11 protein-coding genes are annotated in these 12483 nt (G+C 41.0%); 8 read left to right on the forward strand and 3 right to left on the reverse strand.

Translation table 11 applies throughout. The features are described from left to right. The first annotated feature begins 6 nt into the window (after positions 1–6). From PIECOFPK_RS08150 to PIECOFPK_RS08185, 8 genes are all read left to right on the forward strand, one after another. Positions 7–1665 carry a SulP family inorganic anion transporter gene (locus tag PIECOFPK_RS08150; protein WP_409965558.1) on the forward strand — a complete coding sequence of 553 codons (1659 nt, stop codon included), beginning with the start codon at positions 7–9 and terminating at the stop codon, positions 1663–1665. A 131-nt stretch (positions 1666–1796) separates the two neighbouring features. Then, complete coding sequence (locus PIECOFPK_RS08155; RefSeq protein WP_409965559.1) at positions 1797–2435, forward strand: carbonic anhydrase; 639 nt, start codon at positions 1797–1799, stop codon at positions 2433–2435. Positions 2436–2504: 69 nt separating this feature from the next. Beyond that, positions 2505–3644, forward strand: coding sequence for a serine hydrolase domain-containing protein (locus PIECOFPK_RS08160; protein ID WP_330974182.1), 1140 nt, complete (start codon positions 2505–2507; stop codon positions 3642–3644). A gap of 132 nt (positions 3645–3776) precedes the next feature. Further along, positions 3777–5066 (forward strand): phosphopyruvate hydratase, encoded by a 1290-nt coding sequence (gene eno, locus PIECOFPK_RS08165; protein WP_330974181.1) that lies wholly within the window; start codon positions 3777–3779, stop codon positions 5064–5066. A gap of 33 nt (positions 5067–5099) precedes the next feature. Next, positions 5100–5483 (forward strand): FtsB family cell division protein, encoded by a 384-nt coding sequence (locus tag PIECOFPK_RS08170; RefSeq protein ID WP_330974180.1) that lies wholly within the window; start codon positions 5100–5102, stop codon positions 5481–5483. A gap of 79 nt (positions 5484–5562) precedes the next feature. Next, positions 5563–6489, forward strand: coding sequence for an aspartate carbamoyltransferase catalytic subunit (locus PIECOFPK_RS08175; RefSeq protein ID WP_409965560.1), 927 nt, complete (start codon positions 5563–5565; stop codon positions 6487–6489). A gap of 40 nt (positions 6490–6529) precedes the next feature. Next, positions 6530–7018, forward strand: a complete 489-nt coding sequence (gene coaD, locus PIECOFPK_RS08180; protein ID WP_330974178.1) for a pantetheine-phosphate adenylyltransferase — start codon at positions 6530–6532, stop codon at positions 7016–7018. 143 nt (positions 7019–7161) lie between these two features. After that, the gene (locus tag PIECOFPK_RS08185) at positions 7162–7845 is read left to right on the forward strand and encodes a cell division ATP-binding protein FtsE (protein WP_330974177.1); all 684 of its coding nucleotides are present in this window, start codon (positions 7162–7164) and stop codon (positions 7843–7845) included. Here the strand turns inward: PIECOFPK_RS08185 and PIECOFPK_RS08190 are convergent. From PIECOFPK_RS08190 to PIECOFPK_RS08200, 3 genes are all read right to left on the reverse strand, one after another. Next, positions 7826–8953: a glycosyltransferase family 4 protein gene (locus PIECOFPK_RS08190; RefSeq protein WP_409965561.1), complete on the reverse strand. Its 1128-nt coding sequence runs from the start codon at positions 8951–8953 to the stop codon at positions 7826–7828. The two genes, PIECOFPK_RS08185 and PIECOFPK_RS08190, sit on opposite strands and share 20 nt — an antisense overlap. Positions 8954–9158: 205 nt before the next feature. Continuing rightward, on the reverse strand, positions 9159–11813 hold the full coding sequence (locus tag PIECOFPK_RS08195; RefSeq protein ID WP_409965562.1) for a TonB-dependent receptor domain-containing protein: 2655 nt from the start codon (positions 11811–11813) through the stop codon (positions 9159–9161). Positions 11814–11892: 79 nt separating this feature from the next. Then, positions 11893–12447, reverse strand: a complete 555-nt coding sequence (locus tag PIECOFPK_RS08200) for a hypothetical protein (RefSeq protein WP_409965563.1) — start codon at positions 12445–12447, stop codon at positions 11893–11895. Between the last annotated feature and the right edge of the window lie 36 nt (positions 12448–12483).

The raw sequence follows: 12483 nt of genomic DNA on the forward strand, positions 1-12483 counted from the left end.
TATTTTATGACAAAACAAACTAAAACCAAAGATTATTTCAGTGCTTTATCGAGCGATTTACCTGCATCTATAGTGGTGTTCCTTGTGGCATTGCCTTTATGTTTAGGCGTTGCTTTGGCTTCAAATGCACCTTTGTTTAGTGGTATTATTGCAGGGGTATGTGGAGGTGTAGTGGTTGGTATTTTCAGTAAATCGCATTTAAGTGTGAGTGGGCCTGCAGCAGGGCTTACAGCTATCGTAGCCTCGGCTATTACTTCCTTGGCATCTTTTGAAGCATTTCTGGTAGTGGTGGTGCTGTCCGGGATGATACAGATTTTGTTGGGCTTTTTTAAAGCCGGTATTATAGGTGATTATGTTCCCAACAGCGTGATTAAGGGCATGCTGGCTGCGATAGGACTTATTCTTATCCTAAATCAGTTTCCGCATCTGTTGGGCGATTCTGCTTCTTTAGAGATTGATGAGAATACCCCTAATCCCGATAAGGGAAATATCTTTGTCAATTTCTTCAAAGCTTTCGGGAATATCAATGCTGCAGCCGTTATTATAGGCGGCATATGTCTTGCTTTTTATTTTCTGTGGGAAGGCTGGGTAGCTGATAAAAAAGGCTTCATCAAGTTATTTCCTACTCCGTTAATCATTGTTTTCATAGGGGTAGGGCTCAATGCGTTGTTTGGCACATTGCAGATAGTTACACCTTTAAGTGACGATCATTTGGTGCGTATTCCTGTGGCTTCAAGCTCCAGTGAATTCTGGTCTTTCTTTACCACACCGGATTGGAGCTTTATTACCCATAAAGATGTATGGGTCCTTGCTGTAACAATTGCCTTAGTGGCAAGTTTGGAGAGCTTATTGAGTATAGAAGCAGTAGATGATCTGGATCCTTATCAGCGTGTAACACCTACCAATCGGGAACTGAAAGCGCAGGGCATTGGTAATGTAGTGTCGGGATTGCTTGGAGGTATTCCAGTAACAAGTGTGATTGTGCGCTCTTCTGCCAATGTACTGGCTGGAGCTAAGACCAAGATGTCTACCATTTACCATGGCATCTTTCTGCTTTTATCCGTAGCATTTATTCCCACTATACTGAACTTGATTCCTAAAGCTGCCCTAGCCGCCATCCTTATTTATACGGGATATAAGCTAGCAAAACCATCTTTATTCAAGGCATTCTATAAAAAAGGAATGGATGTATTCCTCCCTTTTGTGATTACCATTGTGGCCATTTTGGTGACGGATTTGCTAAAAGGAGTAATAATAGGCATTATAGTGGGATTGTTCTTTGCGTTTCGGTCTAATTTTAGAAAAGCGGTATTTGTGGTAAACGACGACAAACGTTACCTCTTTAGACTGCGTAAGGATGTATCTTTCTTGAATAAGGCTATTATTAAGCATAAACTGGAAGAGGTTCCCGAAAATGCTATCGTTATTATTGATGCTCGTCGTGCAGATTATATTGATCGTGATGTGGTGGAAACGATAGAAGATTTCATCCTTCATGCGCATTTAAAGAATATTAAAGTGGAATTACATACCAGTGCATTTGTTGATCACGGCTTCTCTTATAAAATTCTTGCAAATAACAATGAAGATGGTCATTTGCGTAGAAATTATGAGGAAGTTATTGAAGCTGTTATTCAGTCGGGAAACTATAAACGTTATAATTAATTTTTATAACAAGCATAAAAACATTCATATTTGTAAACCTTGAAGCGAGCAGCATAGAGTCTGGAGGAGAATAAGTGATGCTGTTACGGAACAATGCTACGTGTCTCGTTTCATTAAAAAAACGATAAAACATGAAATCTTATCAGGAATTATTAAGATTAAATAAAGAGTGGGCTGCACAGAAATTAAAAGAAAATCCTGGTTATTTTAAGAAGCTGGCTAAGCAGCAAAAACCTCAATTCTTATGGATTGGTTGTAGCGATAGTAGAGTTCCTGCTAATGAAGTAACGGGTACCCAACCGGGGGAAATATTTGTGCACCGCAATATCGCCAATCTGGTTATTCATACCGATGTAAACCTGCTTAGTGTGCTGGAATACGCAGTAGAGCACTTAAAAGTAAAACATGTTATTGTTTGCGGACATTATGGTTGCGGAGGGGTAAAAGCCGCCATGAGTAATGATGACTATAATCAAGTCCTGAATATGTGGCTGCGTGTGATTAAAGATGTATATCGCAATAATCGGACGGAGTTGGATGCCATTGCGGATATTAATGCCCGTGCCGACAGGTTGGTAGAGTTGAATGTTAAAGAGCAAGCAGAAAAGCTTTGTAAAACATCTATCATTCAAAAGGCATGGAAAGAACGAAAAGCCCCATACATTCATGGGTGGGTATATGGTCTTGGAGATGGATTGCTAAAGGAAATCATTTCTATCAAGCCTGATTTTGATAGTATCGATCCCATTTATCTTTATGAGAATATCTAATATATAAAAAGCAAGGCCGCAAGCCTTGCTTTTTTCTTTGAAGATTTCGAGTTAATTTACAGCTAAAAAATGCTCCGCAGATTATTCGCCTATACATTATCTATTCTACTTTTTTTATGCTTTTTATCTTCCGGTCGGGCACAGCAAGTAGAGCCCAAGCTGCAATCTTTAATGGAGCAGCATAAGGCTGTAGGATTGGCAGCTGTAGTAGTAAAAAACGGTAAAATCATTTATGAAAAATCGTTCGGATATAAGCATCTGGAAAGTCAAACGCTTCTTTCTCCAAAGGATATATTTCGAATAGCTTCTATTTCTAAATCTTTTTCAGCTACAGCTATTATGCAATTGCTGGCAAAGAAAAAGCTTTCTTTGGATGATGATGTGAGCGATCTTATAGGTTTTAAGGTGCGTAATCCTAAATATCCTGATGTGCCTATTACGCTTAGAATGCTATTGTCGCATCGTTCCAGCCTCAACGACAGTAGGGGGTATTTTACGTTGGATTCTATAAATCCGGCAGTATCTGCCAATTGGGAAAAATGCTATAATGACTATAAGCCGGGGACAAAATATCAATACTGTAATCTCAATTTTAACATAGTCGGTACTATTATTGAGCGTGTTTCGGGCGAGCGGTTCGATGAGTATATCAGGCGTCATATCTTGGAGCCATTAAAGCTGTATGGGGGGTATTGTGTGGATAGTTTAAATAGTGATTTGTTTGTTACTTTATACGAATACGATAGAGGCAAGCAAACATTTACTCCATCAGAAGGCGCTTATGCACCTAGGCGGGAGGAAATCCGTAATTATAAGATGGGATATAGTACTCCCATATTTTCGCCAACAGGCGGAATGAAGATTTCGGCCGGCGATTTGGCCCGTTACATGATTATGCATATGAATTACGGCAAATCAGGTAAGGTGCGTATTATTCCTAAGAAGTATGCAAGGCTGATGCAAACGCCGGTGGCCCCTGATAATGGATATGGGCTGGCATTGACCAAAAATAAAAATTTGATCCCGGGTTTGGAGTTGACGGGACATACCGGTTCTGCTTATGGGTTGTACAGCACAATGTTTTTCGATCCTAAGAAGCAGTTTGGCTTTGTGGTAATTACTAACGGATGTGTGTTTACATCGGATGGCGATACCACAACCTTGCTCAAAAAAGCGATAAATATTCTGTATGAAGAGTTTATAAAATAGAATGAGGATATATTCGTAGTGGGTTTTTCCACATCTGTTATTTTCTTTTTTTGGCGAATAGTGTATTAGATACGCTAATGATTATTTAAATTGCGCCTCAAATTTGAATTAATACATTTTAAACAGAATTTCATGAGTTACATTTCAGAAGTTTTTGCAAGACAGATATTAGATAGCCGTGGTAATCCTACCGTTGAAGTGGATGTTATAACTGATGAAGGTGCCGTAGGAAGAGCGGCGGTTCCCAGTGGAGCCAGTACCGGCGTGCATGAAGCAGTAGAATTACGCGACGGCGATAAGAAAAAGTACCTTGGTAAAGGAACCTTGAAGGCTGTTAAAAATGTAAATAATGTCATTGCCCCGGCATTGTTGGGCTATGATGTAGCCGACCAAACAGGTATCGATAAACTGATGATTGACTTGGACGGCACTTCTAATAAGGGCAAATTAGGTGCTAACGCACTTTTAGCGGTGAGTATGGCCGTGGCCAAAGCCGCAGCTGAAGAAGCAGGATTGCCTTTATACCGTTATATCGGCGGTACTAACGCAAAAACACTGCCCGTTCCCATGATGAACATCCTCAATGGAGGGGCACATGCTGATAATAAAATCGATTTTCAGGAATTTATGATTATGCCTATTGGCGCGCCTACTTTTAGCGAAGGCTTGCGCTGGGGTGTAGAAATTTTCCATGCTTTGAAGTCAGTGCTGAAAAAAAGAGGTTACAGCACTAACGTAGGTGACGAAGGCGGGTTCGCTCCCAATATTCAGAGCAATGAAGAAGCTATCGAAACTGTACTGGAAGCCATAGTAGCTGCAGGTTACAAACCCGGCACCCAAATTGCCATTGCTATGGATGCTGCCAACAGCGAATTGTGGAATAATAAAAAGAAAAAATATGTATTTCACAAAAGCTCCGGTAAGGAGATGAGCAGCGAAGAGCTGGTAAAATACTGGGAAAACTGGGTGAAGAATTATCCAATTGTAAGTATTGAAGACGGTATGGCCGAAGATGACTGGAAGGGATGGAAAATGCTTACTGAGGCAATTGGAAGCAAGTGCCAGCTAGTAGGAGATGACCTATTTGTAACCAATGTAGAGCGTTTACAGAAAGGTATCGATAAAGACATTGCCAATGCCCTGCTGGTGAAGGTAAACCAAATTGGTACCATTACCGAAACTATTAATGCAGTAACACTTGCGCAGCATAATGGCTATAACACGATTATGAGCCACAGAAGCGGTGAAACTGAAGATACAACTATTGCAGACCTGGCTGTAGCATTGAACTGCGGACAGATTAAAACCGGTTCTGCAAGCCGCACCGACCGTATTGCCAAATACAACCAGCTGCTCAGAATTGAAGAACAGCTGGGCGATAGCGCTATCTATCCAAAAGGAAAGATTAAATTTGGTAAATAAAGTCGCAGAGACTGTCCCTGAAAAAGAATTTCTATGCAAGAATTTGTAGATTTTATCGCCGAAAAAGAGCCTGAAATACAGCAACAGGCTCCTGCAAAAAAGAAGGCATTGGGTAAAGTATCCCGCTTTCTTACCAATAAGTTCTTTCTTGCTACGGTAGGCTTTCTTGCCATCATGCTTTTTCTGGACAAGAACGATATATTTACAACCATAGAAAGAAAAAGGGAGCTAAACGGTCTCATCCAAAGCAAGGAGTATTACACTCAGGAATTAGCGGAGCTTAAGAAAATCAAAACCGATCTGGAAAACGATCCGGTTGTGATTGAGAAGCTGGCCCGCGAAAAATATCTTATGAAACGGGATAATGAGGATATCTTCCTAACAGAAGATATTTCCAAGTCTCAAAACAAACAATAATTGTAAGATATAATAGAGGCGTCGGTATTTATTACCGACGCTTTTTTATGTAAAATACATATCCTATCTTTGATTTTTAATGAAGCTTTCCACGCAACATCTGCTAGGTATTAAAGACCTTACGAAAGAGGATATTTCCCTATTTTTAGATACGGCTACACAATTTAAGGAGGTTTTGCAGCGTCCGGTAAAGAAGGTTCCGTCCTTACGCGATGTGACCATCGTAAATCTGTTTTACGAGAATTCTACGCGTACACGTATTTCCTTTGAACTGGCTGAAAAACGACTCTCCGCCGATACCATCAACTTTACAGCATCCGGCTCATCGGTAGCCAAAGGGGAAACTTTACTGGATACAGTGAACAATATCTTATCCATGAAAGTGGATATGGTAGTAATGCGCCATAGTGCCAGCGGAGCGCCGCATTTTTTGGCTCAACATGTGCCCGCAGCAATTATTAATGCAGGCGATGGTGTCAATGAGCATCCTACTCAAGGGTTATTGGATGCTTTCTCCATCAGAGAAAAGCTGGGGAAATTAGCAGGCGTAAAGGTGGCTATTATCGGCGATATCATGCACAGCCGGGTAGCCATGAGCAATATTTATTTGCTCAAAAAAATGGGTGCAGAAGTTACTGTATGTGGCCCACCCACACTTATCCCTAAGTATATTCGTGAAGCGTTCAATGTAAACGTGAGCTATAATGTGGAAGAAGCTCTTAACTGGTGCGATGTGGCTAATGTACTGCGCATTCAGTTGGAACGCCAGAACCAGGTGCTCTTTTCTTCACTACGCGAGTATAACCTCAGCTACGGAATTAGCAGAAAATTGTTGGACCGGCTGAAAAAAGAAGTGGTGATTATGCACCCTGGTCCGATTAACAGAGGGGTGGAGCTGGATAGTGACGTGGCGGACAGTGGCCATTCTATTATACTGCAACAAGTTGAAAACGGTGTGGCGGTAAGAATGGCTGTGTTATATTTGCTCTCGAATAGAAATAATTAGTACCTGTTAAACCTCATCTGTACACTCAAAAGTAATATACATGGCTGAAAGAATATGCCTATTCCCCGGAACGTTTGATCCGATTACGCTAGGACACGAAGATATCATCAATCGTGCGCTGCCGCTGTTTGATAAAATTGTTATCGGAATAGGTTACAATGCATCCAAAAAGCCGATGTTTTCAACCTCACAACGTTTGCAGTGGATTAAGGATATTTATGGAAACTCAGACAAAGTTGAAGGGGCCGTGTATGAAGGCTTGACAGTGAACTTTTGCAAAAAAATAGGTGCCAAGTTTATACTACGGGGCATCCGGTATGTGAGCGATTTTGAATATGAAAAAACGATTGCTGATGCCAACCGCGCGCTAGACAAAGAGATCGAAACGATATTCCTTACCGGAGAGCCCAAATATACATCGGTAGCATCCACTATAGTGAGAGATATTATTAAAAACGGAGGCGATGCCAGCCCGTTCCTATCCAAAGTGGTATATGAGTCGCTAAAAAATATCCCTATTAATTCTTAGGTTACTCAGGATTTCAACAAACCCATAGTAGCCTCTTGTACCAACAGAACGTTGTGTTTTAGTTGTATGAGGGCGAGATGTATACCAAATAACTGGGATTGCTGTTTTTTTCACTTATTTTGCAGCTTTACAACACTACTACCATGCCGATTATAGAAATTAAAAACGCAAACATATATCAGGGAGAGAATCAAGTGCTGAAGGACGTAAACCTTACAGTGAATAAAGGAGAGTTTGTGTATCTGGTAGGAAGAACGGGTAGTGGTAAATCCAGTCTTTTAAAAACATTATATGCTGATTTGCCCCTTACCGAAGGCGACGCCGTAGTAGTAGGGCATCAGCTGCGCAATATGCATTGGCGCGAAGTTCCTTATCTGCGCCGTAAGCTGGGCATTGTTTTCCAAGATTTCAGATTACTTACCGACAGAAATGTTGCCGAAAATCTACGCTTTGTGTTGAAGGCCACAGGGTGGAAGGATAAAAAGGCCATGGATGAAAAAATTAATGAAGTTCTGGAGCAGGTAGGTTTAAAACATAAAGCGCTTAAGATGCCTTTTGAAATGAGTGGTGGCGAGCAACAGCGTGTAGATATTGCAAGAGCTTTATTGAACAGTCCTAAACTTATTCTGGCAGATGAGCCTACCGGAAACCTAGATCCCATCACTACGGATGAAATCATGACATTATTGCTATCCATCGCTCAGAAAACAAATGCTGCCATAGTAATGGCTACACATGATTACACGGTGGTGCAAAAATATCCAGCCCGTCTTATCAAAACTGAGGGGGGAAAGGTAATTGACAATGCTACCATAGATAACTTATAAACTTTTCTACGTTGACATCATTATTGTACGTATCGTACAACAGTTTTTCACGCAACTCGATTTCTTCTTCTTCAAAAGGCCGGTAATATAGCTGTGAAATAATCGCAGCAATAGCATTGGCACTGGTACCAATATGGCAGGCTGCTTCAAGTCCAGTACCTTCTACCATGGCCGGAGTGGTAACACAATGACGCCCTTTATACAATGCGTGCAATAATTTTAGTGAGGCTCCAGTGATATTTTTACTAAAACAGGGTAGGATGTTGATATGGGCTTTTTCAATCAGGTCATCCATTTCCTTATCGCAAGGATTACTTACCAAGCAAGTATGCTGACATAGATCGGCAGCCTTCTGAATGCTTTTAGAAGGATTTTTCCCCGCTATCACAAAGGGGATTCTTATTTTATTAAATACATTACACAACAGCCATAATGCTGCTTTTTCATTTTCTGGCACGGATAGATTGCCATGAAATAAGCAAAGATTCCCCACGCCGGTTTTACTATCTACTGTTTGCCAGGCCGGGAACGCCGGTACATAATGCACATTCTGAAATTCTAGTGATTCAAAATATTTTTTGTCTCCCTCACTTACACAGGCAATCATGTGATGCCGTGGTAGGGTAGGTAAGTACTTTTGCGATAGTAAGCTTTCGGCGAGGAAATATGTTTTTTTGGCAGGATTGGATGTCTGACGGGCCAACTCTTTATAATAAATGGGGCCCACGTTATGCATACGAATGCATATTTTTCTATTGTTTTTACTGATAGCGTTGATGATGCCGGTAGTATGCAAGCCTTCCAGCAACACGGGGTAGTTGTTTTTATTAATATTATTAATCAGCGTCTCGTTACAACGAGAGCTTACACAAAAAGGTGTGTTGATGGAAAGGCATTCAGAAGGAGCTTTTCGTTCGTACACCTCAAATGTCTCGCACAGTTCGTTTAGCTCTCGAGTGCGACACTTATTGCTGTCTTCAAAATAATGCAGATGTATTTTGATGCCCTTTTTTCTAAATGCCCTAATCCTGCTCATCATATCAATGGCACATCCATAATCTGATGGGCAGGGGACGTCAAGACATACGATATGTAAATGCTTATTCAACACTCTTTTTCACTTCATGAACAAAATGCCCGGCTTTTCAACCGTTTCTTTCGTTTAATAATGTTTAAACATCATAGTAGCATAATTGTTCGCTTTGTGAAACTTTATTGGCTAATAAATATCAATTTCAGGGTTATTCATCAACCCTGAAATTAAAGCAGTTTTCAGAAAATCAATATGTCGCACGCCCATTTCCCCGTCGCCGCTAGTTAGGCATTCCCTGCATACCTCCCTGCATACTTTCTTGCTCGGCTTTCAGGTTTTTACGTTTCAACAATGATGCGTCAAATTTACCAAATCTGTATGCGAAATTAATACTGAAAAATTGCTGATCACGTCTGCGTACCTGATGCTGATTGAAGAAAGAAGCTGAAGTGTATACGTCGTTTACACGGGTTTTAAAGATGTCATTTCCGCTTAGAGTAATGGATGCTGCCTTGTTTTTCAGGAATTCATATTTCAGCGCAATATCCACACCATAAGTAGGCATACTATATCCCTGTGCGTTACCGCTTACATTACCTCCAAATCCACCGCGGCCGCCACCGCCACCCGATGAAGCACCACTACCTCCGGGAGCCAGCACGGTTTTCGAGTTGTAATCGGCAGAAACTTGTAGTGTAAAGTTTGCGGGTAGTTTAATGGTATTATTGATTTTTCCGAACCAGCTATAAATCTGATCAGCTGTAGGAATAGAAGGGTCGTCTATTTTTATTTTGGAGGTATAGATGTTCAGGTTGGTAGTAAGATCCCACCACTTGGTAATAGCGTTTTTAGCTACGGCTTCAAAGCCTCCCACAAAGCTCGAATTGGCATTAATGTAAGTATTTACCAGTACCATCTGATCGGTTACTGGATTGATCTCGCGGGCCTGGTATCGGGTAATCAGATCATTTGTGGTTTTATAATAAACTGATAAAATCAGGTTATTTGCTCTGTCGAAGGTTTTGGCGTAAGACAATTCCAGCGAGTTGGTAAACTCGGGTTTCAGGTTCGGATTTCCTTTGCTAAGATTCAGTGAGTCTGAATAGTCGACAAAGGGGAATAGTTGGAAGAAGCCCGGCCGGTTAATTCGGCGACTGTAGTTCAACTGTAATTGCTGCCCGTTGCCCAATTCTTGCGACAGAAAGATGCTTGGGAATAAGCTAATGGGGTAGGAGATGCTGAAATGCGAAACTGTATCCACAATACTACCACCACTGCCGCGTACGCTGTTATACACAGTTCCCTTGTAATCGGAGCTTTCAATACGCAATCCAATTTGGTAACCGAAACGCTCTCCGATTTTACTGGAAAAAGTTCCGTAAGCAGCGTAGATACGATCTCGGTAATCAAATTTTGAAGAGAGTAAAGGCTGCGGAATTAATACGTCGCCAGGACCTACCAGATTGTAAATATTTTCACTGAAGGTGCGGGTTTGATTAAATCGCACGCCAGCCTCGATTTTAGAGATATCTGATATAGGATTGGTATAATCTGATTGTATATTGATACGCTCGTTGTTCCCTTTCCCGTTTTGTTGTTGCACACTGGTGCTGGTCACCGGTCCGCTTAGGGATGCATAGTTATTGTTGGTTATGCGATTGCGGCTCTCATTGTTACTTTTATTATACTGCCCATCGATTGTTAGCTGATGACCGTTCTGGGGGAAGTTGTGCAAAAAGCCTACAGTAGCACCACGCATATTGAAGCGAAAGTTGCCATCGGATGTTCTGGCAATTTTGGATTGCAAGGTATTGCCAGCGGCAAGGGTATCAATGAGTATATTACTGTTTGTACCATTGTTAAACTTCCCATTGGCGGCCATACCCGCAACAGTAAGTGTGTTACGATTGTCCAAGAAGTAATCAAAGCCGGCTCTTCCGAATATAAAGCGACCGTTACCAACGCTTCTATCGGTTTGATACAAATTGATGGTTGTATCATTCAAAAAGGTAGAACGGTCGGTATTTCCGTCGGAAATACTTTTACGTTGGTTGTAACCCACATTGGCAAATACGTTGAATTTGCCTTGACGTACATTGACGTTTCCTCCCAAATTATATTTCCCACGTTCATCAATACCTGCCCTCACGGAACCATTATAACCAACGGTTTTTGATTTCTTTAATACGATATTCAGAATACCTGCTGTACCGCCTGATGCATCGTATTTTGCAGAAGGGTTGGTGATAACTTCTACGCTGGCTATCTGATCGGCCGGAATAAGATCGAGTGTTAGAGTAGTCGGACGTCCATCAATGAATATTTGTGGGGAAGCATTACGAATGGTTACATTTCCATCAATATCCACATTTACCGACGGTACATTTTTTAATACATCGGTAGCATTACCTCCAGCAGAGGTAAGGTTATTTTCAACATTGTATATTTTTCTGTCGATGCCCAGTTGTACAGAGGGTTTGCTTCCGGTAACCACAACACCTTGAAGTACTTCTGCATCAATCGATAATTTAATATTTCCCAAATCTTTATCCAAGTTGTTCAACAATGCGCTCATATCTCTTGCGCCATTGGCCATTGCCTTTCTATCAATAAAGAAGAAGGGTTTTGAGTAGGCTTTATAGCCGATACCGGATATCACTAGTTTGTATTGTCCCATTGCAGGAATACCCTCAACTCTAAAGTCTCCCTTAGAATCGGCTAAACCACCAGTAATCAAAACATCTTGGGGCGTTTGGGTTGCTGTGTCCCTCCGAGTTTGAAATACTTGAATAGTGGCGGCATCAATGGGTTTGCCGGTAGCAGAATCAATTACTTTTCCATAAATACTTCCTGTAGGCATTTGTCCTCCGGGCGTTTGTGCAATAGTTCCAAACGATACTAACAAAGCCAATGCAAGAGATAAAAATATACGCATTCTATTTTTTTTTGTGGGGTTAGACGTGAAAAACCTCGATTCCTTGTCCTGAAAAATGTTTAATATGTTGTTATAATTGCTACATTAACAATAATAATAGCAATACGTTCACTATACCTATTAATAAACCTGAAAGCAAACCGATATATTGCAGTTTTTGAAGTGGACTTGCGAGTGCATTTTTCGTTTGAGTAATGGCATCGTTGCTGCTTAATTCGTTGATCACAAAAGTTTTGATGTCAAATTTGTCCTGTGCATGTGTTACAATTTCTGTCATTACTTTCGGGAAAAGCTGTTGCAGCTGGTCTACGAATACTTCCTTGATTTTGTCGGTGGTTTTATTGCCTACAAACATCGACAGCATAGGTATCTGTTGGGGAAGTTTCACACTTAAAAACTCATCAATATGCTTTTCTATCATAGGCATTGCTTTCCCGATAAGTGTAGGGTCAGCCAAGTAGGATTCTATTTTTTCTGTAGAAATTAGTTGAGCGGCCTTATTGCCAATACTGTCAATAATTTGTTCCTGTCTGGTAGGGAGATAACGATAGAGTAGATACCGACTGAACGATCTATTAATAAGCCAGCCTAAGATTGCAGAAAGAACAGGTAGCAGATAGAAAGAAGCGTTCATAAAAATAGTTATAAAAAAACCCTGAACGGAAGATTC

The organism is Chitinophagaceae bacterium C216 (genome assembly GCA_028485475.2).
Classification (GTDB): Bacteria; Bacteroidota; Bacteroidia; order Chitinophagales; family Chitinophagaceae; genus Niabella; species Niabella composti.